Genomic DNA, 26526 nt, shown 5'->3' on the forward strand with positions numbered 1-26526 from the left:
AGGCTATGTCCAAAGCTTGAATGGAAAATTGCTGTTATGGTTGGTTTTCCTCGCTTCCGCTTTGGTTTAAGCGGCGGCCAAAGAAGCTACGCACAGGGCCCCGGCTGATACCGGCGACGGATTGAAGCGCGATGGGGGCGTGGGGGTGCAGTTCCATCTCCCGCCAGTCGATCTTGCGGAACCGAAGCACCAGTAGCGCCGCCTTGATGGCATAGTCGCCAATGATGACGGCATACATGGCTTCAACCGGCCCACCAAGCGCCTGCACCATGAAGCCGACAGACAAGCGCCCCACAATCATACCGCAAAAGGTGACAAACAGGGGATAGCGTGTGTCGCCAGCACCCCTTAGCGCGCCGCCGATTGCAAACTCGATCGCCATCAGGGGTTGGATCAGCGCGAGGATAAGAATGAAATATTCCGTGTCTGCCCTTACGACCGGGTCTGCGGACAGGATGTTGGCAAGCGGCGTTTTGAAGGCATAGGTGATGAAGGCAAGCCCACACATGCCAACCATGGCTAGCCGCATGGCCGCCCAGCCGCTTGCAACGGCTTCATCATGTTTTTCTGCGCCGATCAGTTGGCCGGAGAGCGTGGCACTTGCGGTGCCGAACCCAAGCCCCACAACGATTGTGATGCTGAGGATGGTGATGCCGATGCCGTAAGCCGCGAAGGCCGCAGTGCCGTAACCGCTGATCAGCATCATGAACAAAAGGAAGCTCATCTGGATCAAGACCTGCTCAATGGCGGCTGGGGCACCTATCTTGACCAGCTGGCCGATGCGCTGCCGCTCCAGCGCACCTGAAATATGGGGGCGGAAAACATATTTGCCGCGCAGCCAGTTCATCATGAACCACAAAACGATCAGGGCCTGTCCGGCAGCTGTGCCCCAGGGAATGCCCGCAATACCAATTTCGGGCGCGCCGAACGCGCCCCGCACCAGCGCATAGGAAAACAGGATCGCGGCCCCGGCGCCCACGGCGATATAACGGAGCGGCCTTATGACGTCCCCGATGGCACGAAAAGCCGTGGCGATGGTCAGCATCAGGGCAAAAACCATATTCAGCAGTGCAGCTGGTTGGATATAATCCACAGCAAGCGAAGCTGTCAGGCCGTCCAGGCTGAACATCCTGACCAGATAGGGGGCTGCGAAATAGGTCGCGGTGCCAAGGACGATGGAGATCATGACTGCAAGCGCAAGCGAACTTGCAGTAGACGCCGAAGCTTCATTTGTGTCGTCCGCGCCCCAGGCGCGGGCCACAACGGCGGTCGTCGCAACAGACAGCGCCATGGCAGCCGCCATCAGGAGGAAATGCACCCGCCCGCCTGCCACCACGGCGGCACTCATTTCCTGGCCAAGGGGCGCAACGATCCATAGGTGTGCGAAAGAAATGGAAACCATCAGGATATTGCTGACAATATTCGGCCCCGCGAGCCGCCAGACGGTTTGATAGGAAAATCCAGCCATAAGCCTCAATCTTGAATGTGTCGCCCACACGATAGACAACATAGACCGACCGTGAAATAGGATTGTTTCCCGCGGAGGCCAGCCGAATAAAAGTTTTTTTGACATGACAGTGAATTAGGCCAGAAACTTTCGCTCCATACCTTGCCGTAGGGCAAAACCGCCTTACTCCTTACCCCTGAGACTTGCATTGCCGCTCCTGTTGGGGCGACATCTGGGGAGACTGTAAAAATGAGCGATCTAGAGGCATTCCGCGAAGAAACGCGGGCCTGGCTGGAAGAAAATTGCCCTGCATCGATGCGTACGCCTGCGCAAGGCGAAAAGGACATCTGCTGGGGTGGCCGTAATTTTGTATTCCAAAGCGATGACCAGAAGCTGTGGCTAGAGCGCATGGGCGCGCGCGGCTGGACTGTGCCAACATGGCCAAAGGAATATGGCGGCGGCGGTTTGTCAAAAGACGAAGCCAAAATCCTGGCGCAGGAAATGAAACGCATCAAGGCGCGCTCACCGCTGACATCCTTCGGTATCTGGATGCTTGGCCCTGCGCTTCTGAAGTTCGGTACCCACGAGCAGAAGCTTGAGCACCTGCCGCCCATCGCACGCGGTGAAATTCGCTGGTGTCAGGGCTATTCCGAGCCCAATGCGGGCTCTGACCTTGCCTCATTGGCCACCAAGGCCGAGGACAAGGGCGATCACTATATTATCAACGGTCAGAAGATCTGGACGTCCTACGCCGACAAAGCAGACTGGATTTTCTGCCTGATCCGTACCGACCCGACAAACAAGCATGAAGGCATCAGCTTCATCCTGTTTGATATGGCGTCTGAAGGCGTGTCCACGAAGCCAATCCAGCTGATTTCCGGCTATTCGCCTTTCTGCGAGACATTCTTCGATGACGTGAAGGCATACAAGAAGAACCTTGTGGGCGAAGTGAACAAGGGCTGGACAGTCGCGAAATACCTGCTGACGCACGAGCGCACAGGCATTTCCGAAATGGGCCTTCCGGTGCCGCTCAATCGCCTAGCGGTGGACAAGCTGGGCACCAACGATGCAGGTGAGTTGCCGGAAACAATGCTGCGGCACCAGATTGCAGAACATGAAATTGACGCCATGTCCTTCATGTTCACCATGGAGCGTGCACAGGATGAGGCCAAGGCTGGCAATGAAATGGGCGCTTATTCGTCCTTCCTGAAGGCGTACGGCACGGAACTCAACAAGGACCGGCATGAGCTGATCGTCAAGATCAACGGCTCTGATGCGTTTGAGTGGGAAGGCCAGTTCTCCAACAACGGCGAAATCCCACGTACCTGGCTTAGGACCAAAGCCAACTCCATTGAGGGCGGCACCACGGAAATTCAACACAACATCATTGCCAAGCGTGTGCTTGGCCTGCCGAGTTAAGGGGGAGTTGCACCATGGCAATGGTATTGAATGAAGAACAGCAGCTTTTGAAAGAGTCCGCAGAGGGCTTCTTTGCAGAAAAAGCGCCGATTAGCCTGATCCGGTCGCTCCGCGATAGCAAAGACGAGGTCGGCTATGGCGGGCACCTTTGGCTTGCGATGTGCGACATGGGCTTTGCCGGGCTGATGATTGACGAAGAATATGATGGTACAGGCTTTGGCTGTGTGGGTGCCGGCATCGTGGCGGAAGCCATGGGCAAGACACTGGTTGCCGCGCCGTTCCATTCAAGCTGCATCATGGGCGCGTCGCTCATTCAGGCGGCAGGAAGCGCTGAGCAGAAAAAAGAACACCTGCCTGCGATCGCGTTTGGCGAGACAATTGTGACGCTGGCGCTTGATGAGACCAGCAGACACAACCCCGAAGGCACGGCGATGAAGGTTGAGGGCGGCAAGCTGAACGGCCTGAAGACATTTGTGCCGGATGGCCATGTGGCAGACAAGATTATCGTATTGGCGCGCAGTTCAGGCGAACCAGGCGATCGTGACGGCCTTAGCCTTTATATGGTGGACAGGGGCACGCCGGGCCTGATCGTGGACCGTGTGATCTCCATGGATAGCTGCAACTGGTCTAAAATGACCTTTGAAGGTGTAGATGCCGCGGAACTATTGGGCGAAGAGGGCAAAGCCATGGATGTGCTTGAGCCCGTGCTTGACCGCTGCCGCATTGTTGTGGCGGCGGAGTTGCTGGGAATTGCGCAGCAGACGCTTGAGATCACAATGGATTACATCAAGGAGCGTAAGCAGTTTGGCGTGCCAATCGGTTCCTTCCAGGGGCTTCAGCACCGGGCGGCAGAATGGTTCGGCGAAGTGGAAGTGACCCGCTCTGCCGTTCTGAAGGCGCTTCAGGTGGCTGATGCGGGCGGTGATATCCGCTGGTTTGCAAGCCTTGCAAAAGCCAAAGCCAGCAAAACAGCGGAGCTAGCCACCAACGAAGCCATTCAGATGCATGGCGGCATGGGCGTGACGGACGAGTTCGACCTTGGTTTCTACATCAAGCGTGCGCGGGTGCTGCAACACTTCTACGGCGACTTCAATTATCACGCGGACAGGTTTGCAGCCTGTTCCGGCTATTGATCGGAAGACTGAACCATGGGTGCATTTGACGACCTTCAGCTACCAAGCGTAGACCCCAGCACGCCGTCCGATCAGGTGATTGGCATGTTGACAAAGCCTGGCATGCCGTTCGAGACGACAGAGATTGAAATCGACGGTGTCAGCCATACGGTGTTCGCCCACCAGCCGCCAAGCCTGAGGGAAGTCTTCATGCTTTTCCTGGGGCATGGCGATAAGGAATTCATCGTCTATGACGGTGAGCGCTATACTTTCAAGGATGCGGTGTCCCGGGCGTCGCAGTTTGCCCAGGCACTGGTTGACGATTTCGGCGTCAAAAAGGGTGACCGGATTGCGCTTTCCATGCGTAACTACCCGGAATGGCCAATTGCCTATATGGGCATTATTGCCGCGGGCGGTGTGGCCGTGGTGATGAATGCCTGGTGGACCGAAGAAGAGGTCGACTGGGGCATCAAGGACTGTGGTGCTAAAGTCGCCGTTGTGGACGGCGAGCGGGCACGGCGCTTCCTTGCGCTTGAGGGCGCCGCCGACATGAAAATCATTGTCGCCCGCGATCCAGCGCCAGAAGCAGCGAACGTGTCCCAAATGGCAGATGCGATGAAAGGCAAACAGCCGCTGGCATGGCCAAGCGTGGACCTCGGGCCAGACGACCTAGCCATGATCATGTACACAAGCGGGTCTTCCGGCTTCCCGAAGGGCGCACTTTCGACCCACCGGGCCGTTGTCAGCTTGATCATGAACTGGATTTGTATTGCGCTTTCGCTGAAGATGCTGGGCCGCACGAACCCGGACCCGGATTTCCAGCCGGTGATGCTGGTAGCGGTGCCGTTCTTCCATATTACGGGGCTTCTGCCGGTTCTGTTTGTGTCTGCCACCGTCGGGCGCAAGATTGTGATGATGTACAAGTGGGATGTAGAAGACGCCTTCAAGCTAATTGAAAAAGAGGGTGTCACCACCTTCACCGGGGTGCCGACCATGTCCTATGAGATGGCAGCGTCACCGCTGAGGGAGAAATACGATCTCTCCACGCTTGTGGACATTGGCGGCGGCGGGGCCGCGCGTCCACCTGAGCACGTCAAACTGATCAAGAAATCCTTCCCGAACGCAAACCCGGGTATTGGCTATGGCCTGACGGAAACCAACAGCCTGACTGCTGTTCTATCGGCCGATGAGTATGTCGAGCGCCCAACCAGTACGGGTAAGCCAACACCGCCGCTTATTCATGTGCGGATCGTTGACCCGGCAACCGGCAAGGAAATGCCGACGGGCGAACCGGGCGAAGTGTGCATCAAGAGCGTGACCAATATTCGTGAATATTGGAACAACCCCGAGGCCACGGCCCGCGCGTTCAAGAACGGCTGGTTCCATTCGGGCGACGTGGGGTATCTGGACGAAGAGGGCTATCTTTATATCGTTGACCGGTTGAAGGACATCATCATCCGCGGCGGCGAAAACATCAGCTCGCTGGAGATTGAAGGCGTCTTGCATGCCCACGAGGCTGTCGATGACGTGATGGTCTTCAGCCTGCCGGACGAGCGCCTTGGTGAGCTTGTGGGCGCAGTGGTTTCCGTGAACCGGGATATCAGCGAAGAGGAGCTTAAGGCCGAGGTGGCGAAACACCTGGCTGGCTTCAAGGTGCCGGAGAAAATCTGGATCTCCCATGACCCGCTGCCGCTCATTGCTTCAGGCAAGATCGACCGCAAGGGCATCAGGGAAACATATCGCGGCCTTTGGGCGGCTGCAGCAGCATAATAATCGAGTTAGAGGAAGAAGGAATTAGGCATGTCTATGGATTTGGGGCTTAGCGAACGCGGCCAGGAACTCAGGGAAAAGGTTCGCGCCTTCATCGACGAGCACGTAGTGCCGGTTGAAGACGAATACCATCATGAAGTGGGCGGCATGGGCGACAGGTTTGCATTCACGCCGCGCATGACCGAAATTCTTGAGGACCTGAAGGCCAAGGCAAAAGAAGCCGGGCTCTGGAACTTCTGGCTGACAGACAGCAAGGAAGGTTATGGCCTTACGACTGTTGAATATGCCTATCTGGCGGAAGAAATGGGCCGGTCGCACCTGGCGGCAGAAAGCTTCAACTGCTCCGCGCCCGACACTGGCAACATGGAAGTGATCGAACGCTACGGCACAGCCGAGCACAAGGAAAAGTGGCTCAAGCCGCTGCTTGAGGGCAAGATCCGCTCTGCGTACCTGATGACGGAACCTGACGTGGCATCCTCTGACGCCACCAACATCGCAATGACGGCTGAGCTTGATGGCGATGAATATGTCCTGAATGGCGAGAAATACTGGGCATCCGGGGCGGGCGACCCACGCTGTGCGGTTTATGTGACCATGGTGAAAACAGCGGGCGACGAAGCGCCGCGCAAGAACCAGCACAGCATGATTCTGGTGGAAGCGGGCACGCCAGGTATTGAAATTCTGCGTCCCATGATGGTGTTCGGCCATGACGATGCGCCACACGGCCACATGCATATCCGCTTCACCAATGTACGCGTGCCTAAGGAAAACCTGGTGCTGGGCGAAGGCCGTGGTTTTGAGGTATCCCAAGGCCGCTTGGGCCCTGGCCGTATCCACCACTGCATGCGCTCCATTGGTGCAGCTGAACGCGCGCTTGAACTGCTGATCAAACGCTCGCTGTCGAAGGAAGCTTTTGGCAAGACGCTTGTGAAGCTGGGTGCCAACTATGACATCATCGCTGAATGCCGGATCGAGATTGAGATGGCCCGGCTTCTGTGCCTGAAGGCTGCCCATATGATGGACACGATCGGTACCCAGGCCGCCCAGCCTTACATCAGCCAGATCAAGGTGGTGGCGCCCAGGATGGCGCTGAAGGTGATCGACGAAAGCATGCAGATGCATGGCGGGCAGGGCATCAGCCAGGACTTCCCGCTTGCGGCCATGTGGCACGGCCAGCGCACGCTTCGTTTCGCTGACGGGCCGGATGCTGTGCACCGCATGGTGATTGCACGCACCGAGCTCAAGAAATACCGCTCCAACAGCGTCTAAAGGCAGTTTGAAGGAAAAAGGCATGGAGATTTCCAACCTTTTCAGCATTGAAGGCAAAGTGGCGCTGGTGACGGGCGGTGGCTCGGGCATCGGTACCATGGCCACCGAGGCGCTCGTGCGTGCCGGGTGCAAGGTTTATATCGCCTCCCGGCGGCTCGAGAGCTGCGAAGCGGTCGCTGAGGAACTCAATGCTGTGGGCCCCGGTCAGGTTGTTGCGCTTCAGGCAGACCTGAAGACGGAAGAGGGCACAGTCCATCTGGCGAAGGCCATGGCTGCGCACGAAGACAAGCTGGATATTCTGGTGAACAATTCCGGGATGACCTGGGGAGCGCCGTTCGAGGAATTCCCGCGGTCCAAATGGGAAGAAGTCTTTACCCTGAACGTGACGGCGGTTGCTGACCTGACGCGCCGGCTTCTTCCCATGCTCAGAAAATCGGCTACAGCGTCAGACCCGGCCCGGATCATCAACCTGGGGTCAGTGGTGGGGACGCGGCCTGTATCCAATAGCGCCTACAGTTATGGCGCGTCCAAGGCGGCAGTGCATCACCTGACGCGGATGCTTTCGAACGAACTGGGCGGCGATAACATTACAGTGAACGCTATTGCGCCGGGGCCATTCCCTAGCCGTATGATGGCACACATCACCGGCGACGAGGCTCGGCGCAAGGCGATGGAGGAAGGCGTTCCACTGAGGCGTTGTGGTACACCGGAGGACATCGCAGGCGTGCTTTTGATGCTGGCGTCACGGGCAGGCAGCTATATTACCGGCGGGATCATTCCGCTGGACGGGGGATTGTCGGCATTGCCGTGATAGCGCACAAACGACGCAAAAACGAATCGGTCGAAGCATTCTGATTCGAATCGTAAAAACTGAGTCGGAACAAACACTTGTTTCGCATTGTTGAATCGATACCCCAATAGGGGGATTTTGAAAGGTGAAAGGGGCGGATATGACAGAGGTTGTGGCTAAAGAAGACCTTAAAAATTTCATTGGCAGGGAGACGGGCGTTTCAGACTGGATGCATATTGACCAGGACCGGATCAATGCATTTGCAGATGTGACAAATGATCACCAATTCATTCATATCGACCCGGAGGCTGCGGCCAAAACGCCTTTCGGTACGACCATCGCACACGGTTTTTTGACCCTGTCGCTTTTGACGCCGCTTTCTACTGGTGCTTCAATCCGCGTCAAGAACACGGTGATGGGCATTAACTATGGCTGCGACAAGGTGCGCTTCATGAGCCCCGTGAAGGTGAACAGCGACATCCGGGCGCGCGTGAAGCTCATTAGTGTGGATGAGAAGCCGGGTAACCGGCTGCTTTTGAAGAATGAGATTACCATCGAGATCAAAGGCGAGGATCGCCCGGCGCTGGTCGCAGAGTGGCTGTCCATGATCGTCGTTAGCGAATAATCTGAGGTTGGGAGACATTTTATGAGTATCAGTTTCGAAGGCCAGGTGGCGATTGTAACCGGTGCGGGCGGAGGTCTTGGCCGGACCCACGCGCTTGAGCTGGCGCGGCGCGGTGCCAAGGTGGTGGTGAACGATTTGGGCGGCGATGTGCATGGTGTAGGTGGTTCGTCCGCAGCAGCAGAGGCCGTTGTGAAAGAGATCACCGATGCGGGCGGCGAGGCCATGGCCCACGGCGCCAACGTATGTGACGCGGCGCAGGTGGCCGACATGGTTCAGAAAACCATGGACAAATGGGGCCGCATTGATGTGCTGATCAATAATGCGGGCGTCCTCAGGGACAAGACATTCGCCAAGATGGACCTTGAGGACTTCGAGTTCGTCATGAAAGTCCATGTGATGGGCTCTGTGACCTGCACCAAAGCGGTGTGGGAGATCATGCGCGAACAGGCCTATGGCCGGATCGTCATGACCACGTCATCATCCGGGCTTTACGGCAACTTTGGCCAGGCCAACTATGGCGCGGCCAAGATGGCGCTGGTGGGCTTCATGAACACCCTGTGTCTTGAAGGCGGAAAATATGACATCCGGGTCAATTGTCTGGCGCCAATGGCGGCGACGCGCATGACTGAAGGCTTGCTGCCGCAGGCTGCGCTTGATCTGTCAACGCCTGAATCCGTGACGGCAGGCCTGATCACCCTATGTGACAAGGACGCGCCAAACCGCACCATTCTGGCTGCAGGCGCTGGTGGCTATGCCAAGGCAGTGGTTTACGAGACTGACGGCATCTACCTGAAGCCGGAAGACCAGACACCAGAGAACGTCCGTGCGGGCATGGACGACATCTCTAACCCTGACGGCCAGCAGGAGCTGGTGCAGGGCGGGCAACAATCAATGAAATTTATCGGAAAAGCCGCCGCAGCGCTCGGCGTGAAAATGTAATTTAAGGAGAACTCCCATGCGGGAAGCAGTAATCGTATCAACAGCCCGGACGCCGATCGGCAAAGCTTATCGCGGGTCTCTCAATGCCACCTTGGGCCCGACCCTTGGCGCACACTCAATCGCGCACGCTGTGAAGCGCGCAGGCCTTGAAGGCGGCGAAATCGAAGATGTGGTCTGGGGCAGTGCGCTGACCCAGGGGTCGCAAGGATCGAACATCGGCCGTTTGGCAGCCTTGCGTGCTGGTCTTCCGGTCACCGTGTCCGGCATGACCATCGACCGCCAGTGCTCCTCGGGCATGATGGCAATCGCCACTGCGGCCAAGCAGATCATCTCTGACGGCATGGATATTGCCATCGGTGGCGGTCAGGACAGCATCTCTGTGGTGCAGAACGAGCATATGAACCGTTGGCAAGCTGTGGACAAATCCCTCGTGGAAATGCACCCGCATACCTATATGCCGATGCTGCAGACGGCAGAAACAGTGGCAGAGCGCTACGGCATTTCCCGAGAGGCCATGGACGAATATGGCTTGCAGTCCCAGCAGCGGACAGCAGCCGCCCAACAAGCCGGCAAGTTCGACGACGAGATTGTGCCGATTTCCACCAAAATGGTTCAGGTGAACAAGGAAACGAAGGAAATGACTTTCCACGACGTGACCCTGGACAAAGATGAAGGCAACCGGCCTGAAACCACACTTGATGGCCTGAACGGTCTCAAGACCGTGATCGAAGGCGGCACCATTACGGCCGGTAACGCCAGCCAGCTGTCTGATGGTTCTTCCGCATCTGTGTTGATGGAAGCCAAGGAAGCGTCAAAGCGCGGCCTGAACCCGCTTGGTATCTACCGCGGCATTGCGGTTGCAGGTCTTGAGCCGGATGAGATGGGCATCGGCCCAGTTTACGCCATTCCAAAGCTTCTGGAAAAGAACGGCCTGAAGATGGACGACATCGGCCTGTGGGAACTGAATGAAGCCTTCGCCGTGCAGGTTCTCTACTGCCGTGACAAGCTGGGTATTCCGGATGAACTTCTGAACGTGAACGGCGGTGCGATCTCCATTGGTCACCCATACGGCATGTCCGGTGCGCGCATGGTTGGTCATGCGCTCATTGAGGGCAAGCGCCGCGGTGCCAAATATGTTGTCTGCACCATGTGTGTGGGCGGCGGCATGGGCGCGGCTGGACTGTTCGAAGTCGCTTAAGGCGAAAACCGACCCAAAAGAGGCGGGCCCTGAGGGGCCTGCCGTTTTTTCAGGAGATTTGAAATGAAAGCCGTTCGTTGCCACGAGCTTGGCCCAGCCAGCAATCTGAAAGTTGAAGAAATCGAAGACCCAACCCCGGGCAAGGGTGAGGTGCTGATCGATGTGAAGGCAGGGGGGCTGAATTTCCCCGACGTTCTGATGGTTGCAGGCAAATATCAATTCCAGCCTGAATTGCCTTTCACGCCAGGCGGCGAGGGCGCAGGTGTTGTTGCGGAACTGGGTGAAGGCGTCACCAACGTCAAGGTCGGGGACAGGGTGATTTTCTTCAATCAGCAGGGTGCTTTCGCTGAAAAGGCTGTGGCGCCCGCGATGACGCTGGTGCCGATGCCTGAAAGCATGCCGTTTGAAGTGGCTGCCGGTTTCACCATCACCTATGCCACAAGCTATCACGCGCTTAAGCAGCGTGCGGATATCCAACCGGGCGAAACGCTTCTGGTCCTGGGCGCGGCAGGTGGTGTTGGCCTCGCGACAGTTGAACTTGGCAAGGCCATGGGCGCCACGGTGATTGCTGCTGCCAGCACGGACGAAAAGCTTGAGTTCTGCAAGAATGCGGGGGCAGATCACCTGATCAATTATTCCAAGGAAGAGCTCAAGGACCGCGTCAAGGAAATCACCGGCGGCAAGGGTGTGGACGTGATCTACGACCCTGTGGGCGGCGATTATACTGAAGCCGCACTCAGGACCATGGCGCCCGGTGGGCGGCATCTGGTGATCGGGTTCGCAGCAGGCGATATCCCGCGTCCGCCGCTCAATCTTTGTCTGCTCAAGCAATGTTCGATCGTTGGCGTTTTCTGGGGTAATTTCGCCCGGGCCAACCCGAAAGTTCAGGTGCAGAATATGGTTGATATGTTCGGCATGTTCGAAAAAGGCACCATCAAGCCGCTGGTGAACGATGTATATGCGCTGGATGATGTGGTCGATGCCTTCGCGTGCCTTAGCGAGCGACGCGCCAAAGGGAAGGTGATCTTAAAGCCATAAAAGGACGCAGTCATTTCAAATAAGGCGGGCCGCGGCATGTGTCGCGGCCTTTTTCCATTTAATTGATTTTTACTAAAAAGCGTGGCAAAAGCTGGCTGTCTTTTTGGGAGGCAGCTTGTGCCACTGGTGACAATTGTCGTCGCGACATACAATCGGCCCAGCCTTTTGCGCTGTACGATCAAATCCATTCAAAACCAGACCTTTCAGGATTGGGTGAGCTTGTCGGAGCTGGAAATACTGTGCCGGACGCCCAAGCTGTTGACCAACGAAGCGCGCTCTGTGATTTCCGTTTTGCTCGGTCTGGCTTAATTGACCGCGTTATGCATAGATTTTCAAATTTCTGGACTGGTTAGTCTTGAAAAAGGATCGTATGGCTGTATCTTCCTTTCCGTGAACGTAAACCAATCAGGTGAGCATGATCGGGGAGTGTATGAAAGCCTTACGACTTATTGCAGGAAAAGAAGCGCGCCGTCGCATTGAGGAAAATGGCTTGACGCCTGACCTTGTGCGTCTTGTGGTTGGCGCCTCCGGCGGCCCGAAGTGGCTGATCCTGCGAGGGTTGGATCAGTATGTTTTCGGCGAATGGCTGAAGGATGCCAAGGGCCCTATTGACATGGTCGGCTCATCCATCGGTGCCTGGCGCATGACACTCGCGTCACATCCCGACGCTGGGGCGATGTTCAGGACTTTTGAAGACGCCTATTTCAGCTACCGCAAGGAAGATGGCGCAACGCCCGAGGCTGTATCAAAAGCCTCATACCGCATTCTGGACCAGGTGATGGGGCCCGAAGCGCGTGATGCCATAATCGGCAACAAAGCCCGCAATCTCAATATCGTGGCCGTGCGCTGCTTGGGCGCGACGGCCAGCCAGTCAAGGCTTCTTGAAGGGGCCGGGCTTCTTGGCGCTTTTGCGGCTAACAGCATCAGCAGGCCACTTTTGGGGAATTTCTTCCAGCGCGCGGTGTTTCATTCTGGTGACCATGTTGCCTGTTCGGGTGCCTGGGCAGGCTTTGAGCGGATAGACGTGAAGCTGCAGGCGGACGCAATCCACGACGCCTTGATGGCCTCTGGCTCAATCCCTTTTGTGGTGGAAGCAGTGCGTGACATCATGGGGGCGCCCAAGGGCGTTTACCGGGACGGCGGCGTGATCGACTATCATTTCGAGATACCGTGGCAGTATAACGACGGCATTGTGCTCTATCCGCACTTCTATGGCCATTTGGTGCCAGGCTGGTTCGACAAGGCGCGCCAGACCCGGCGGGTGACGGGTGACGTGCTGGATCAGCAGTTGATCCTGGCGCCAACAGACGAGTTCGTGGCCAGCCTGCCAAACGGCCGGATACCGGACCGCAAGAATTTCACCGATATGGAAGACAGCGAGCGCCTGCCTTACTGGCGCCAGGTGGTGGACATGAGCTACCGGCTGGCAGAAGAGTTTGGGGAACTCTGCCAAAATCAGGACGCGCTGATGAATAGACTTGAAGCCGCACCTGAATAGTGGGCTATTATTAGGGAAGTGGGAGACAAATGGAGGGATCATTGATGGACGAGGTGCCGTTTACCGAAAAGGACATGCTCGCGGGGCACCTTGGCGAAATGGTGGACAATTGCGTGCGCACCCATGGGGCGAAGTCCGCCTTCAGTTGCGTGCTGCCCACCGGCCACTCCCACACCATGAGCTATACGGAGCTTGGTGAATATTCCGACGCCGTGGCGGCTTACCTGCGCGAAGAACTGGGGCTGAAGCCGGGCGATGTGGTCGCGATCCAGTCTCCCAACACACTGGCATACCCGGTTCTTGCCTTCGGTATCATGAAGGCAGGGCTGGTGATCACCAACGTGAACCCGCTCTATACGCCGGATGAAACCAATCATCAGTTGAAGGATAGCGGTGCCAAGGTCTGGTTTGTCATCGATGTATTCGGCGACCGGGTTCAGGAATCCATCAAAGATACTTCGGTCAGTCGCATCTACCCTATTTCGCTGGTTGATTTCTTTCCGGGGATGAAACGCCACTTGTTGGGGTTCGCGCTCAAATACATCAAGAAGGCCGTGCCTGATTTTGGCGCTGAAAAGGCCGGGTCGATCCACGGCGTTATCCGGAAAGGGCGGAAGCACCTTGCAGCGGGCGCAAATATCGCCGCATACCGCGAAGGTGCCGGGCTCGATGACGTTGCCATCTTCCAATATACCGGCGGCACAACGGGCCGCAGCAAGGGGGCGGAGCTCACGCACCGCAATGTTGTGGGTAATATTTCGCAGGCAAACCACAGGGAAGGGGCTTTCAAGGCGCAGCCGGATGATGCCCTGATGCTGATCCTGCCGCTTTATCACGTTTACGCACTGGCAGTTGGTGCCATCAACAGCATGCACCTGGGCATCCATGTGGTTCTGGTGCCGGTGCCCAGGCCGCTTTCAAACCTGAAACCTGTGTTCGAGAATTTTGATATCACCATCATGCCGGGTGTGAACACGCTATACCTTGGCCTGATGCAGGAAAAATGGTTCACGTCTATGCCGCCAAGTTCCCTGCGTCTGTGCATGTCCGGGGCCGCCCCCTTGCAGCCCGCCACGGCCGATGCTTGGGAAAAGCTGACTGGCGCACCAATCTATGAAGGTTATGGCCTTACGGAAGGTACCTGCGTTGTGGCATCCATGCCGCTTGACCAGCCACCTCGGCGCGGCACGTGCGGTCGTCCAATCCCGGGCACGGAAGTGCGTATCGTGGGCGAAGATGGCAAAGACCGCCCGCGCGGCGAGCCAGGCGAGCTGTGGCTGAGAGGTCCCCAGATTATGAAAGGCTATCTGAACAACCCTGAGGCCACCGATGAAGCCATCAACGACGGTTGGCTCCGCACAGGCGATGTGGCCATCTTTGACGAGGAAGGGTACCTGTCGATCGTTGATCGTATGAAAGACATGGTAATTGTATCTGGCTTCAATGTGTTCCCGACTGATATTGAAGACGTGCTGACGCGCTTTGACCGGGTGGCTGAAGCCGCCGTTGTTGGCGCGCCAGATGATGAGACTGGTGAAAAAGTGGTGGCCTATATTGTCAAGGCAGACCAAGACCTTACGGACGATGAAGTGATCCGGCATTGCAGAGAACACTTGACCGGCTACAAGGTTCCTAAGACTGTATGCTTTGTAGACGAGCTTCCCAAGTCACCTGTTGGCAAGGTACTGCGCCGCGAACTGCGGGATATGGCGGCATCGATTTAGGGGAAGCCTCAAATAGGGGCTGCTTATGGATCTGGGACTTAAAGACAAACGCGTCATCATTACGGGGGCGACGCGCGGGATTGGTTTGGCAATTGCCCAAACCTTTCTGAATGAGGGCGCCAAGGTCGCATTTTGCGCCCGCAAGGAAGATGAAGTAGCCGCAAGGGTCCAGGAATGGTCTGACGCGGGGCATGAGGTTTGCGGGCGTGCCGTCGACGTGCGGCAGGCAGATGCCTATCTTGCCTGGCTTGAGGAAGCTGTTGGGGCACTTGGCGGCGCGGACATATTTATTCCCAATGTGTCAGGTGGCGCAGGGCAGGGGGAAGAAGGCTGGCGTACCGCTTTTGAGGTGGACATACTGGCAACGGTCAGGGGCTGCGAAAGCCTGCTGCCGCAACTGGTGCAGGGAAACGATGGTGCAATCGTCATCATTGCCAGTATTGCGGGTGTGGAAGCCATGGGGGCACCAGCACCCTATAACACAGCCAAAGCAGCGCTTATTTCCTATTCCAGCCAGTTGGGTGATCTTGCTGCCCAGCATGGGGTGCGGGTAAATGCCGTGTCACCTGGGCCCATTCACGTGGATGACGGATTCTGGGGACAGGTAAAGGACGCGCAGAAAGAGGCCTATGACGGCGTTGCGGCGCGGCATCCTTTCGGGCGGCTAGGGACAACGCAGGAAGTAGCAAACTGTGTGGCATTTCTTGCCAGTCCGGCAGCTTCATGGGTTACGCGGACCAACCTGGTGGTAGATGGTGGCTTCACTCGCAGGATTCAGTTCTGAATACTCGGTCTGGTTACATATATTGCGCAATTGTCGGCAAGAGACTAATCTTGCCTAAACAACCCATGTTCTGATGGCCGGTGTATATGACCCGAATGGTCAAATTCATTCCCTGGATAGCAGCAATCTTCGCGGTCATGGCCGCGGGTCCTGTTTACCTGTTTGCGGCTGAGGCTCCACCACCCGTTTGGCCACTGCTGGCGACCGCAGTTATCGGCGGCATCGCTGGTTTTACGCTGCGCCAATATATCCAGACCCATATGGTCGAGCCTGAAGGCGAGTTCCTCAAGCACCTGAAAAGCTGGGTGAACGGGGATAAAATCCGATATCTCGAAGCTCTTGAAGAGCTGAGCAACCGGCCTGACCTTCAGGCTGCGCTGGAGACGGTTCACGCCACAGCGGAAAAGGCACGGGCCCGGCTGATAGAATTTTCTGAGGTGGAGTATAATCTACAGCAGGTGGTCCAGGACAAACGCCGGAACGAGGCGGTTCTCAAAGAACAGCGTGAAGCCTTTGCAAAACTTGCCAATGAGCTATCCAAGGCGCGGGATGCAGCAGAAGCCGCCAACGTCGCCAAATCCGAATTTCTGGCGACCATGAGCCACGAGATACGGACGCCGCTTAACGGCGTGATTGGCATGATCGACCTGCTGATGGACACGCAGCTTGACGAAAACCAGATCTATTTCGCCCAGACACTGCAGCAGTCTGCCCAGACGCTCCTGACCGTGATCAATGATATTCTCGATATCTCCAAGCTTGAAGCGGGCAAGGTGGAGCTGGATTTCCAGGCGGCAAGGATCGAAAGGGTAATTTCGGATACCATCCATTTCCTGGAGCCCAAGGCGAAAGAAAAGGGCTTGGATGTTACCTGGGAATGCGCAGATGATGTACCGGACGTGATTATCACTGATCCGACGCGGTTGCGGCAAATCCTGTTTAACCTGGTTGGCAATGCCCTGAAATTCACCGAGGTAGGCGGTGTGACTATACAGGCATCGCGTGATTATGCCTCTGCCGGGGAGCTTGGCATCAAGATCGTGGTAACTGATACCGGTATCGGCATCAGCAAAGATGCCCAGCGGCGCCTGTTCCAGAAATTTACCCAGGCTGATGCATCTACTACTCGGCGTTTCGGCGGAACGGGCCTCGGGCTGGCGATCTGTCGGCAATTGACGGTTCTGCTTGGCGGTGACATCGGAGTGGAGAGTGAGGAAGGCGAGGGCAGCAGCTTCTGGTTCACCTTCCAGTGCCGCGAAGGCAACGAAGACGACCTCGTCGACGACTTCGGCTATGATTCAGACCTGTCCATCATGGAAGCAGCGGCCAGTCGGAAGCTACGGATACTGGTGGCAGATGACAATCTGATCAACCAGCGGATCATCGACAATATGCTTGGCAAGCTTGGCCATGAACTGGTTGCGGTTGAAAATGGCGCTCAGGCATGTGCTCTCGCTGAAGAGCAGGATTTCGACCTGATCCTGATGGATATCCAGATGCCTGTTCTGGGCGGTATTGATGCCACAAAATGGATCCGCGCCATGGACGGCGAAAAGTCCAAGGTGCCAATTGTGGGCTGTACGGCGGATGCCTTCCCAGAGCAGATCGAACGATTCCGTCAGGCCGGTATGGAAGACGTGGTGACCAAGCCGATCAACCGCAAGCGGCTGCTGATGGTGATCAATCAGGTGTTGGGCGAAGAAATCCACGCCATTGTGAAGGAAGGGATGTTGCCTGACATTCCCCCGACTGCCGCGGAAAAGCCAGCGGGGAAATCCGGCAAAAAGGCGCCAAAAACTGCCAAGGCTTCCGTCAGGAAAGGCAGTCTGCAGGAGCCACCCAGCCCGACCGACACGAGCGGTGCCGATGCGCTGGATGGGCTTCTGGATGAATTGGGCGGGTAGCCTCTATTCCTTGTAGATGCCAGTTTCTGCTGGGTCGCGACTGCTGACACTGCCACGGAACATGCCCGGTGTGTTAAATGTCATGGACATATTGCCGTCCTTGTCGACCGCAATGATGCCGCCGTCACCACCCATCTGCGCCAGCTGATCCATAACCACGCGGTCAGCAGCTTCCTGAAGGCCAAGGCCTGCATATTCCATTAGTGCGCAGATATTGCGGGCAACCGTTGCGCGGATGAAAAATTCACCGTGGCCCGTGGCAGACACTGCGCAGCTTTCATTATTGGCGTAGGTGCCGGCCCCAATGATCGGGCTGTCGCCCACGCGGCCATGCATCTTGAATGTCATGCCGCCGGTTGATGTGCCTGCCGCCAAGTTTCCAGCATTGTCCAGGGCGACAGCGCCAACCGTGCCAAACTTATAGTCACCGTTCAATACATCCTCCGCAGCACCGGTCTTGCCAGCATCAGCGGGTGCCTTGCCGTCATGGTCCAACATGGGGCCTACCTTTCTGGCCTTGGCGTCTTGATATTGTCTCCAGCGGTGTTCGGTGAAGAAATAGGCGTCGTCCGCCGCCTCAATGTCCTGCGTGGCGGCGAAGGTTTCTGCACCGTGCCCCATCATCATCACATGTGGCGATTTTTCCATCACAGCGCGGGCCAGCAGGATAGGGTTCCTGATGTTTTTGACGCCGGAGACAGCGCCGGCATCCAGCGTGCGCCCGTCCATGATGGAGCTATCCAGTTCGTTCGTGCCTTCTGCGGTGAATACAGCGCCGCGACCGGCGTTGAAATGGGGCGAATTTTCCAGCACCTGGATCGTTGCCGTGACTGCATCCAGCGCTTCACCGCCATTCTTGAGCACAGCTTCTCCTGCCGCAAGGGCTGCCAACAGCTCGGATCGGATTGCGGCTTCAAGCTCGGGCGTCAGTTTATCAGGCGTTATGGTGCCTGCGCCGCCATGGATGACAAGCGCATAATCAGGTTTTTCTGGTGTTTCGCCCATACATGCTCCCAACGCAAGAAACGCCGCGACGGCGACGATTTTTTTATACCACATGTTTCGCTCCCATTTGACAGAAGGCGGATTGTTCCGCATGAAGGAAGGAACATCAAGTGTTTGATCACAAATGAAACCCAGGCCTCTCAGGAGGCCGAAGGTGTCGGGAAAGGGATGGTTCATGGGAGCGTGGTTCAAGACGGGACTGCTGGCGTCAGCTTTGGTGCTGACCAGCGTATCTGGTGCGGCTGTTGAGCGCGGGGAAAGTGCGGAGGAAAAGCTGCAGCTGCTTTTTCAGGATGAGCGGGCTTACTATTACCAGGAAAACCCGGGCACAGGGCCACGCGGCAAGCCGCGCCCGGTTGCGGATCATCTGAGTGCCCAGGCGCTCAAGGATCATCAGCGGCGAGCCGCCAGGAACGAGGAGTTCCTGAACCGCCTGGAGGCGATCAATCGCAACCGGCTGGATGAAGAAGGCCAGCTGAACTATGACATGTTCCGCTATATGGTGGAAAGCCGACTCTTGGAGGCTAAGCACCGTACATGGCGTCAGCCGCTTTTCAGCGATAGCGGTTTCCACACCTATCCAACCCGGGCCTGGCAATCCATCAATTTCCGGACTGCTGAGGACTACCGCGCCTACATACGCTGGCTGAAGGATATCCCGCGGTATCTCGCGGAAAACACTGAGCATATGCGCACCGGCATGAAAGAAGGCTTCACCATGCCCAAGGTGGTGCTGGACGGCCTGATGCCAAGCTTTGACGTTCTTGCGAAGGGAGGCGCAGACGCCATCCCCTTCTATGGTGCTTTTGTCAATATGGCCGCCACATTGTCGGATTCAGACAAAGCTGCGCTGCGCGCTGAAGCTAAAAACGTGATCGCAGATGAGGTGATACCCGCCTATGCAGCGCTCGCGCAGTTCATGCGCGAAGCCTACTATCCGGCGGCGCGGGAAAGCCTGGGGATCAGTGAAGTGCCGGGTGGGGCAGCCTATTATGAGGATATGGTGCGTTACTATACCACCATCGATATCTCTGCGGATGAAGTACATCAGATTGGCCTCAAGGAAGTTGCGCGCATCCGGGCTGCCATGGAATCCATTATCGCAGAGGTGGGCTTTGAAGGCAGCTTCCAGGATTTCCTGACCTTCCTGCGCACGGACCCACAGTTTTATGCCAAGACAGAAAAAGAACTGCTAATGTTTGCCAGCTATCTGGCCAAAAAGGTGGATGGCAAGTTGCCGTCCTTGTTTGGCAAGCTGCCTCGGCAACCATACGGGGTTGAGCCCGTGCCAGCTGTGCTGGCGCCTAACTATACAACGGGGCGTTATTCGGGCGCGCCGCTGGATGCCCCGCGGGGCGGCGAATATTGGGTGAATACCTATGCGCTCGATAAACGGCCGCTTTATACGCTGCCTGCGCTGACCCTTCATGAGGCAGTGCCGGGCCACCACCTTCAGATTGCGCTTTCAAAGGAACTTGAAAATGTGCCTGAGTTTCGCCTGAACCAGTACCCGCACGCTTTCGGCGAAGGCTGGGGGCTATACTCGGAACGTCTTGGTGAGGAAATCGGTCTATATGAAACGCCTTATGAACGCTTTGGACGCCTGACTTATGAGATGTGGCGCGCTTGTCGTCTGGTGATCGACACGGGCATCCATTCGAAAGGCTGGACACGGGAAGAGGCCATCAAGTTGCTGACCGAAAACTCGGCGCTTTCAGAGCATAATATCCGCACGGAGGTGGACCGCTATATCGCCTGGCCAGGGCAGGCGCTGGCCTACAAGATGGGCGAGTTGAAGATTGTTGAACTTCGCCAGAAGGCGACCAAGGCCCTCGGGGACAAGTTCGATGTAAGGGCGTTTCACGATAAAGTCCTGTCTGCTGGGGGTATTCCGCTGTATATTCTTGAAGCGCGAATTGACGGTTGGGTCCAGTCAGAGCTGAATGAGGGCCAATGAACGCAGACACACCGGTAGACAGCCTTGAAACCCTGATTGGACTGTCCGCGCCGGCTCGGATTTTCATCGGGCCGGATATTGCCAGCCATTGTTGGCCTCTGGCGGCCAGATTTCTTCATACATGGCACGAGCTCAGGAGCGGGAAAGTCGCCCCTGAGCGGGCTGACCTGACCCCTATGAAGATCAGTGAGGCGCTGCCTTTCCTGACTATTTTTGATGTGGAATACGACCCGTTTCGCCTGAAATGCCGGTTGATGGGATCTGCCTTCGCGAATGCCATCGGCTATGACGCAACGGGAAATTATGTGGACAGCTATCCGCATACCGAGGCGCTTACAAGGCGTGCAAAGTGGGTTATTGGTAAGGTACAGCCAATGCTGATAACCGGCCTGCCGCTCGCCTGGTCGCCCGAAAAGGACTATAAGACTTACGATACGCTGTCCCTGCCTTTTATGGGCGACGGAGACAAGGTCGAGGCTATTCTTTATCTGAACCAATTCCATGCGCCTGAGAAATAATTTCCATAAATCACAAATAAGTGGGTTGATTTTTTTCTTGAATTTGTCAAAACGCTAGCCAATTAAGAAAGAGTTTCTTTTTGGAGAGTGCATCATGACAGCCCTCACTGGCGCAATTGCCGCAATCGGCAATACCCCGCTTATCAAACTCAAATACGCGTCAGAACTGACGGGCTGCACCATTCTTGGAAAGGCGGAATATGCCAATCCTGGTGGGTCGCTGAAGGACCGTCCGGCGCTCAACATCATTGAGGACGCCGAAAAGAAAGGCCTTCTGGAGCCCGGTGGGCTGATTGTAGAGGGTACGGCAGGTAATACTGGTATTGGCCTCACGGTGGTGGCCAATGCAAAGGGCTACCGTACGCTGATCGTGATGCCCAATACCCAAAGCCAGGAAAAGATCGACACGCTCAAGATCATGGGGGCGGGGCTTGAGCTTGTGCCCGCGGCGCCCTATTCGAACCCGGGCAATTTCAACCATGTGGCAAAGCGCCGTGCGGAGGAACTCGCCGCGACGGAACAGCACGGCGTGATCTGGGCCAACCAGTTCGACAATGTGGCGAACCGCGAGGCCCATATCAAAACCACAGCACGGGAGATTTGGGCACAGACCGACGGCAAGGTGGATGCCTTCATCACGGCTGTCGGGTCAGGCGGGTCGCTCGTGGGTACCGGCATGGGGCTGAAGGAATTTAACAAGGATATCGTGGTCGCACTTGCGGACCCGATGGGCGCGGCCATCTATAATTATGTCAAGCATGGGGAACTCAAGGCCGAAGGCAGTTCCATCACTGAAGGCATCGGCCAGGGCCGGATTACCGCGAACCTCGAAGGCGCGCCGATCGACGAGGCATTCCAAATTCCGGACGTCGAGGCGCTGCCGATCGCGTTTGATCTGCTCAAGAAGGAAGGCCTGTGTGTGGGCTCATCTACCGGAATCAACGTGGCGGGCGCTATTCGTCTGGCGAAACAGATGGGGCCAGGGCACACCATTGTGACGCTTCTGTGTGATAGCGGTCTTCGCTACCAGTCGAAGCTGTTCAACCCGGAATTCCTGAAATCAAAGAACCTGCCGGTTCCTGAGTGGCTCTAGTTTTCTTGGGCGGGCAGGGGTAGCCGTGTCCGCCGGAGCACGTTCCTGAGGGCGAAGCTTGAGTGCACGCGCGCCACGCCAGGCAGGCGTGTCAGCATATTGTGGATACGTTCATAGTCTGGCGCGTCCTTTACTGCCACGCGGATCATATAGTCCACGTCACCGCTCATCAGATAGCATTCCATCACTTCGACAACGCTGCGGACGGATTCCTCGAACCGGCGAAGTTTTTCTTCCTGTTGGTCTTCAAGCGAGATACGCACAAACACCGTGCCCGGCAGGCCTACAGCACTGGCGTTCAGATGGGCGGCGTAATGCATTATCACGCCCTTATCGTCCAGGCTTTTGACACGCCTGAGGCAGGCGGATTCAGATAGTCCGACCTTGTCCGCCAGCTCCACATTTGACAGCCTGCCGTCCATCTGTAGGGCATCCAAGATGGCACGATCAATCTTATCAAGTTTAATCATTCGCAGATTCCTGCGTTAAAAATAAATAATTCACAATTAGCATGCAAAATACTGAGTGAAATTGCATGTCTTTGCAAGGACATTCTAACACCTTTGGAGTAAATTCCGCTCCAGAGAAGTGAGGGGACTGGAACGACCAGCATAGGGCCGTCAGTCGACCCCATTCCAAAAGCAAGCAATACCAGTTTTTAGGAGGGCAGAATGCTTGTAGGTGTTCCTAAGGAAATCAAGAACCGCGAATATCGCGTAGGTCTTACCCCAGCATCCGTTCGCGAACTGATCGCAAACGGCCACGATGTAATCGTTCAAAATAACGCCGGTTTCGAGATCGGCTTCACCAACGACATGTACGAAGCTGTTGGCGCCACTGTCATTGATACGGCAGCCGAGGTTTTCGCGAAAGCTGACATGATCGTGAAAGTGAAAGAGCCGCAGGCAGTTGAGTGCGAAATGCTGCGCGAAGGCCAAATTCTTTACACTTACCTCCACCTGGCTCCGGACCCCCAGCAGACCCAAGGTCTGATCAAATCCGGTGCGATCGCGATCGCATACGAAACCGTAACCGACGACTTTGGCGGCCTCCCCCTTCTTGCGCCAATGTCTGAGGTTGCGGGCCGTATGTCGATCCAGGCCGGTGCCCACGCACTGGAAATGAGCCAGGGTGGCCGCGGCATGCTGCTGGGCGGCGTGCCAGGCGTTGCGCCTGCCAAGGTTACCGTGATCGGTGGCGGCGTGGTGGGCACCAACGCAGCCCGCATGGCTGTTGGCATGGGCGCGGACGTAACGATCCTTGACCGTTCGATCCGTCGCCTGCAGCAGCTCGACGACATCTTCAAAGGTACTGTGAAGACTGTCTTCTCCACCCAGGATGCTGTTGAAGAGCATTGCCTGGCGTCTGACCTTGTGGTTGGCGCGGTTCTGATCCCGGGTGCGGCTGCACCGAAGCTGGTGACCCGCGAGATGATCGGCAAGATGATGCGCGGCAGCGTGCTTGTTGACGTGGCCATCGACCAGGGCGGTTGTTTCGAGACCTCCAAAGCGACGACTCACCAGGACCCAACCTACATCGTTGACGAAGTAGTACATTACTGCGTTGCCAACATGCCGGGTGGTGTGGCGCGTACGTCCACATTGGCGCTCAACAACGCGACCCTGCGTCATGCCGTTGCCATCGCCAACAAGGGCTGGAAACAAGCACTTGCGGATGACAAGCACCTGCTGGCGGGCCTGAATGTGTGTGAAGGCAAGATCACTTATGAAGCTGTAGCACGCGACCAGAACCTGGATTACACGCCAGCGCTGGAAGCTATTGGCGCGTAACGTCAACTGGTATATACGGCGGGTATGAACAACAAACCCGTCATCCAGGTTTTCGCCCTAGGCGGAACCATTGCGATGACCCCCGGCGCAAGCGCGGGGGTCACGCCAACACTGAGTGCACGCGACCTGATCTCGGCCGTTCCGGGCCTTGAAGATATGGCTGCCCTGCGCGCTGAAACAGTCGTCCAAAAAGGCAGTGCGAACCTGACCATGGCCATGATGGCTGATTTGATGGAGCGGGTAGCCCAAAGCGATGCCGATGCAGTGATTGTGACCCAAGGCACTGATTCGATGGAGGAGACATCGTTTCTCGCCAGTCTCCTCAACCAAAGTGACAAACCTGTCGTCTTCACCGGCGCCATGCGCACGCCTAACCAGCCGGGTGCGGATGGGCCGGCCAACCTTTATGATGCCGTTCTTGCCGCAACCGACAGCCGTCTTCGTGGCGTATCGCTTGTCATGAATGGTGAGCTTCATGACCCTTGGTTTGTTGCGAAAGAGCATACATCCAGCTTGCAGGCTTTCCAGTCAGAACCGGGACCAATCGCCACCATTGCTGAAGGGGAACTGCACTGGCGCAGGGACTGTCCTGTCCGCAATGTTGGCCTTTCCGCGACCGGCCAGTTCGCCCCGGTTGCCCTTATCAGTGCTGTTCTGGATGACGACGGGCGTATGCTCGATCTGGTGGCGGACGCAGGATACAAAGGCGTGGTCATCGAAGCATATGGTGCTGGGCATCTGTCTGAGGTCTGGGCAGATAAGGCAGAGGCGCTGGCGAAGGGCATGCCGGTTATTTTGTCGACGCGTGCGCGAGGCGGTAAGATATTCGAAAGGTCTTATGGTTATCGTGGTGCCGAAATCGACTTGCTGTCCCGCGGGCTGGTGCCTGCTGGGTGGTTGCGGGCGCGCAAGGCTCGCTTGTTGCTTTCGGCCTTGCTCGGGCAGGGTGTCACTAATTGGAAACAGACCTTTACCCGGGTGGTGAAAAGTGGTTGAGTGTGAGCTAATTGTTATAGTTAACGGCAGACAGCTTGAGGGGTCGAGTGTTGCCTGATCAGTCTTTGTTTCCAATAGTCTCAGGTTTGGGACATGCCTTTTTCTGGTGCCATGACGAGCATTTGGGTGACCGTCTTCGCACTGTTCTCATAAAGGCCGGATTTATTGAAGTGCCAACGGGCGAGCCGCTCGTTGTCTGTTTCCTGGCAGACGATATGGAATCGGTTCTGCCGGTGCTGGAGCAGGCTTTCGGTTCGAAGGAGCGCAGGGCTATTCGCGCGCTCCTGTCTGGCAACGCCAAGCCAACCCTTCAGGAATTCGGCAATATGCACACGGTCGAGGAGCTTGGGCTTCGCCTGTCGGCGCAGTGGCTAGGCGACCTGCTGGCTGAGAGGCGATACAAATCCCTTCTGCAGCCTATCGTGTGTGTGGAAGACCACAAGAATGTCATGGGATATGAATTCTTGATACGCGGCTTGCACACGGATGGCACGGAAATCCCGGCCCCAGTGCTGTTTGAAACGGCCGAAGCCGCGGGCATGCTTTATGCCCTTGATATGGCGGCTGGTGAATGCGCCACCCGAACGGCCAAGCGTTTCAAGATGAAAGAAAGCGTGTTTGTAAACGTCCTGCCCTTCACCATTGATACTGAAGAGGGCATGGAAGCATGGCTTGCCAATGTTCTTGGCGAAAGCGGACTGGCTGAAGACCATTTGGTGTTCGAGATTGTGGAAAGCCAGCAACTATCTGATCTGGAAACCGTTCGTAGCCTCGTGCGCCGCCTGAAGGACCGCGGTATTCGCATCGCGTTGGATGACTTTGGTACCGGCTTTAACAACCTGTCCGGCATTACGGAAATACAGCCTGACTTTATCAAGCTAGATAAGTCGCTGACCCATGACCTGAACGACGATGGCCGCAAGTGGACGCTGGTGGCAAATATCGTCGATTCCGCGAAACAGTCGGATATCAAGGTGATTGCCGAAGGCGTGGAAGACAAGAAGACCGCCCGCATGCTGGAAAGCGCCGGCGTGGATTATCTGCAGGGCTATCTGTTCGGGATGCCAGATGAAGAACCGCTAAGGGCCGGTTAGGCCTGCAGCTGTATTGTCTCCAGCTTGTCCAGGAGGCTCGTCAGGGCCTCTTTCTCAACCGCGCTCAGTTGGTCTAGAATCCTGCTCTCATAGCCCACGGCAATGGGAATCACTTCATTATAGATTGTGCGCCCCTCGGCGGAGAGGGTCAGGACCGAGCGGCGTTTGTCCTCTGGTGAGAAGTGACGCTCGAGCCTGCCGCTGTCTAGTAGCTTGTTAACCGCGCGCGAGACGGCCACCTTGTCCATAGCGGTTCGTTCGGCAACTTGCGCCGCAGAGAGATCGCTTTCCTCCCCAAGTACAGCCATCACCCGCCATTCCGGTAGGCTAAGCTGGAATTTTTCCTCATAGCCGTCCGCAATTGCGCGGCTGATCCGGTTTGAAAGCACCGAAAGCCGGTAGGGCAGGAAATCTGCAAGACAGATCGCGTCCTCTGAAACTTTTTTCATCGTCACCTCATACATACTCTTGCAATTAGTTTCGTTTGAAACTAATATGAGTTCAAGAGAAATTAACACGGCGTCCAGAAATCCGGAAATTTCCGAAGCGGTTTTTT

Annotated in this window: 23 protein-coding genes; 19 read left to right on the forward strand and 4 right to left on the reverse strand. The window is 56.5% G+C overall.

The window, feature by feature from the left end; translation table 11 throughout:
* Window positions 1–34 precede the first annotated feature (34 nt).
* Window positions 35–1468, reverse strand: a complete 1434-nt coding sequence (locus KORM41_RS04875) for an MATE family efflux transporter (protein WP_068145399.1) — start codon at window positions 1466–1468, stop codon at window positions 35–37.
* A 228-nt stretch (window positions 1469–1696) separates the two neighbouring features.
* Between KORM41_RS04875 and KORM41_RS04880 the strand changes: the two genes are divergently transcribed.
* The 13 genes from KORM41_RS04880 to KORM41_RS04945 all read left to right on the forward strand — a co-directional run bounded on the left by KORM41_RS04880 (window position 1697) and on the right by KORM41_RS04945 (window position 17517).
* Window positions 1697–2866, forward strand: a complete 1170-nt coding sequence (locus KORM41_RS04880) for an acyl-CoA dehydrogenase family protein (RefSeq protein ID WP_068145401.1) — start codon at window positions 1697–1699, stop codon at window positions 2864–2866.
* A gap of 14 nt (window positions 2867–2880) precedes the next feature.
* Complete coding sequence (locus tag KORM41_RS04885) at window positions 2881–3999, forward strand: acyl-CoA dehydrogenase family protein (protein WP_068145404.1); 1119 nt, start codon at window positions 2881–2883, stop codon at window positions 3997–3999.
* Between the two features lie 15 nt (window positions 4000–4014).
* Window positions 4015–5748 carry a class I adenylate-forming enzyme family protein gene (locus tag KORM41_RS04890; RefSeq protein WP_068145407.1) on the forward strand — a complete coding sequence of 578 codons (1734 nt, stop codon included), beginning with the start codon at window positions 4015–4017 and terminating at the stop codon, window positions 5746–5748.
* 30 nt (window positions 5749–5778) lie between these two features.
* A complete protein-coding gene (locus tag KORM41_RS04895; protein WP_068145410.1) occupies window positions 5779–7017 on the forward strand; it encodes an acyl-CoA dehydrogenase family protein in 1239 nt (412 codons plus the stop codon).
* Between the two features lie 22 nt (window positions 7018–7039).
* The gene (locus KORM41_RS04900) at window positions 7040–7828 is read left to right on the forward strand and encodes an SDR family oxidoreductase (protein WP_068145413.1); all 789 of its coding nucleotides are present in this window, start codon (window positions 7040–7042) and stop codon (window positions 7826–7828) included.
* Window positions 7829–7967: 139 nt separating this feature from the next.
* A complete protein-coding gene (locus KORM41_RS04905; RefSeq protein ID WP_068145417.1) occupies window positions 7968–8432 on the forward strand; it encodes a MaoC family dehydratase in 465 nt (154 codons plus the stop codon).
* A gap of 21 nt (window positions 8433–8453) precedes the next feature.
* A complete protein-coding gene (locus tag KORM41_RS04910) occupies window positions 8454–9371 on the forward strand; it encodes an SDR family NAD(P)-dependent oxidoreductase (RefSeq protein ID WP_068145421.1) in 918 nt (305 codons plus the stop codon).
* A 16-nt stretch (window positions 9372–9387) separates the two neighbouring features.
* Window positions 9388–10569 (forward strand): acetyl-CoA C-acyltransferase, encoded by a 1182-nt coding sequence (locus tag KORM41_RS04915; protein ID WP_068145424.1) that lies wholly within the window; start codon window positions 9388–9390, stop codon window positions 10567–10569.
* A 63-nt stretch (window positions 10570–10632) separates the two neighbouring features.
* Complete coding sequence (locus tag KORM41_RS04920; RefSeq protein ID WP_068145428.1) at window positions 10633–11607, forward strand: NADPH:quinone oxidoreductase family protein; 975 nt, start codon at window positions 10633–10635, stop codon at window positions 11605–11607.
* Window positions 11608–12037: 430 nt separating this feature from the next.
* The gene (locus KORM41_RS04930; RefSeq protein WP_068145432.1) at window positions 12038–13105 is read left to right on the forward strand and encodes a hypothetical protein; all 1068 of its coding nucleotides are present in this window, start codon (window positions 12038–12040) and stop codon (window positions 13103–13105) included.
* A gap of 29 nt (window positions 13106–13134) precedes the next feature.
* Window positions 13135–14829: an AMP-binding protein gene (locus KORM41_RS04935; protein WP_082719760.1), complete on the forward strand. Its 1695-nt coding sequence runs from the start codon at window positions 13135–13137 to the stop codon at window positions 14827–14829.
* Between the two features lie 25 nt (window positions 14830–14854).
* Window positions 14855–15613, forward strand: a complete 759-nt coding sequence (locus tag KORM41_RS04940; protein WP_068145437.1) for an SDR family NAD(P)-dependent oxidoreductase — start codon at window positions 14855–14857, stop codon at window positions 15611–15613.
* Window positions 15614–15699: 86 nt separating this feature from the next.
* Entirely contained in the window at window positions 15700–17517 is a 1818-nt protein-coding gene (locus KORM41_RS04945; RefSeq protein ID WP_068145441.1) for an ATP-binding protein, read from the forward strand.
* Between the two features lie 3 nt (window positions 17518–17520).
* Here KORM41_RS04945 and KORM41_RS04950 read toward each other — a convergent pair whose 3' ends face one another.
* Entirely contained in the window at window positions 17521–18522 is a 1002-nt protein-coding gene (locus tag KORM41_RS04950) for an isoaspartyl peptidase/L-asparaginase family protein (protein WP_068145444.1), read from the reverse strand.
* A 154-nt stretch (window positions 18523–18676) separates the two neighbouring features.
* Here KORM41_RS04950 and KORM41_RS04955 point away from each other — a divergent pair, with 154 nt between their 5' ends.
* From KORM41_RS04955 to KORM41_RS04965, 3 genes are all read left to right on the forward strand, one after another.
* Window positions 18677–20479, forward strand: coding sequence for a DUF885 domain-containing protein (locus KORM41_RS04955; protein WP_231727147.1), 1803 nt, complete (start codon window positions 18677–18679; stop codon window positions 20477–20479).
* Window positions 20476–20997: a PAS domain-containing protein gene (locus tag KORM41_RS04960; RefSeq protein ID WP_068145450.1), complete on the forward strand. Its 522-nt coding sequence runs from the start codon at window positions 20476–20478 to the stop codon at window positions 20995–20997. Before KORM41_RS04955 ends, KORM41_RS04960 begins: the two co-directional genes overlap by 4 nt.
* Window positions 20998–21091: 94 nt before the next feature.
* Window positions 21092–22090, forward strand: a complete 999-nt coding sequence (locus KORM41_RS04965) for a cysteine synthase A (protein WP_068145452.1) — start codon at window positions 21092–21094, stop codon at window positions 22088–22090.
* Here KORM41_RS04965 and KORM41_RS04970 read toward each other — a convergent pair.
* Window positions 22087–22560, reverse strand: coding sequence for an Lrp/AsnC family transcriptional regulator (locus tag KORM41_RS04970; RefSeq protein ID WP_068145456.1), 474 nt, complete (start codon window positions 22558–22560; stop codon window positions 22087–22089). The genes KORM41_RS04965 and KORM41_RS04970 overlap by 4 nt on opposite strands.
* Before the next feature lie 201 nt (window positions 22561–22761).
* Here KORM41_RS04970 and ald point away from each other — a divergent pair, with 201 nt between their 5' ends.
* The 3 genes from ald to KORM41_RS04985 all read left to right on the forward strand — a co-directional run bounded on the left by ald (window position 22762) and on the right by KORM41_RS04985 (window position 25970).
* The gene (gene ald, locus KORM41_RS04975) at window positions 22762–23880 is read left to right on the forward strand and encodes an alanine dehydrogenase (RefSeq protein WP_068145459.1); all 1119 of its coding nucleotides are present in this window, start codon (window positions 22762–22764) and stop codon (window positions 23878–23880) included.
* Window positions 23881–23904: 24 nt separating this feature from the next.
* Window positions 23905–24876, forward strand: a complete 972-nt coding sequence (locus KORM41_RS04980; protein ID WP_068145462.1) for an asparaginase — start codon at window positions 23905–23907, stop codon at window positions 24874–24876.
* 122 nt (window positions 24877–24998) lie between these two features.
* Window positions 24999–25970 carry an EAL domain-containing protein gene (locus KORM41_RS04985; protein ID WP_068145466.1) on the forward strand — a complete coding sequence of 324 codons (972 nt, stop codon included), beginning with the start codon at window positions 24999–25001 and terminating at the stop codon, window positions 25968–25970.
* On the opposite strand, the gene KORM41_RS04990 is transcribed toward KORM41_RS04985, so the two are convergent.
* A complete protein-coding gene (locus KORM41_RS04990; RefSeq protein ID WP_082719791.1) occupies window positions 25967–26419 on the reverse strand; it encodes a MarR family winged helix-turn-helix transcriptional regulator in 453 nt (150 codons plus the stop codon). The two genes, KORM41_RS04985 and KORM41_RS04990, sit on opposite strands and share 4 nt — an antisense overlap.
* Between the last annotated feature and the right edge of the window lie 107 nt (window positions 26420–26526).

This window comes from Kordiimonas lipolytica (genome assembly GCF_001550065.1).

Coding starts and splice junctions, on each gene's coding strand:
- KORM41_RS04875 (WP_068145399.1), bottom strand. CDS start 1,468: ATGGCTGGATTTTCCTATCAAACCGTCTGGCGGCTCGCGGGGCCGAAT.
- KORM41_RS04880 (WP_068145401.1), top strand. CDS start 1,697: ATGAGCGATCTAGAGGCATTCCGCGAAGAAACGCGGGCCTGGCTGGAA.
- KORM41_RS04885 (WP_068145404.1), top strand. CDS start 2,881: ATGGCAATGGTATTGAATGAAGAACAGCAGCTTTTGAAAGAGTCCGCA.
- KORM41_RS04890 (WP_068145407.1), top strand. CDS start 4,015: ATGGGTGCATTTGACGACCTTCAGCTACCAAGCGTAGACCCCAGCACG.
- KORM41_RS04895 (WP_068145410.1), top strand. CDS start 5,779: ATGTCTATGGATTTGGGGCTTAGCGAACGCGGCCAGGAACTCAGGGAA.
- KORM41_RS04900 (WP_068145413.1), top strand. CDS start 7,040: ATGGAGATTTCCAACCTTTTCAGCATTGAAGGCAAAGTGGCGCTGGTG.
- KORM41_RS04905 (WP_068145417.1), top strand. CDS start 7,968: ATGACAGAGGTTGTGGCTAAAGAAGACCTTAAAAATTTCATTGGCAGG.
- KORM41_RS04910 (WP_068145421.1), top strand. CDS start 8,454: ATGAGTATCAGTTTCGAAGGCCAGGTGGCGATTGTAACCGGTGCGGGC.
- KORM41_RS04915 (WP_068145424.1), top strand. CDS start 9,388: ATGCGGGAAGCAGTAATCGTATCAACAGCCCGGACGCCGATCGGCAAA.
- KORM41_RS04920 (WP_068145428.1), top strand. CDS start 10,633: ATGAAAGCCGTTCGTTGCCACGAGCTTGGCCCAGCCAGCAATCTGAAA.
- KORM41_RS04930 (WP_068145432.1), top strand. CDS start 12,038: ATGAAAGCCTTACGACTTATTGCAGGAAAAGAAGCGCGCCGTCGCATT.
- KORM41_RS04935 (WP_082719760.1), top strand. CDS start 13,135: ATGGAGGGATCATTGATGGACGAGGTGCCGTTTACCGAAAAGGACATG.
- KORM41_RS04940 (WP_068145437.1), top strand. CDS start 14,855: ATGGATCTGGGACTTAAAGACAAACGCGTCATCATTACGGGGGCGACG.
- KORM41_RS04945 (WP_068145441.1), top strand. CDS start 15,700: ATGACCCGAATGGTCAAATTCATTCCCTGGATAGCAGCAATCTTCGCG.
- KORM41_RS04950 (WP_068145444.1), bottom strand. CDS start 18,522: ATGGGCGAAACACCAGAAAAACCTGATTATGCGCTTGTCATCCATGGC.
- KORM41_RS04960 (WP_068145450.1), top strand. CDS start 20,476: ATGAACGCAGACACACCGGTAGACAGCCTTGAAACCCTGATTGGACTG.
- KORM41_RS04965 (WP_068145452.1), top strand. CDS start 21,092: ATGACAGCCCTCACTGGCGCAATTGCCGCAATCGGCAATACCCCGCTT.
- KORM41_RS04970 (WP_068145456.1), bottom strand. CDS start 22,560: ATGATTAAACTTGATAAGATTGATCGTGCCATCTTGGATGCCCTACAG.
- ald (WP_068145459.1), top strand. CDS start 22,762: ATGCTTGTAGGTGTTCCTAAGGAAATCAAGAACCGCGAATATCGCGTA.
- KORM41_RS04980 (WP_068145462.1), top strand. CDS start 23,905: ATGAACAACAAACCCGTCATCCAGGTTTTCGCCCTAGGCGGAACCATT.
- KORM41_RS04990 (WP_082719791.1), bottom strand. CDS start 26,419: ATGAAAAAAGTTTCAGAGGACGCGATCTGTCTTGCAGATTTCCTGCCC.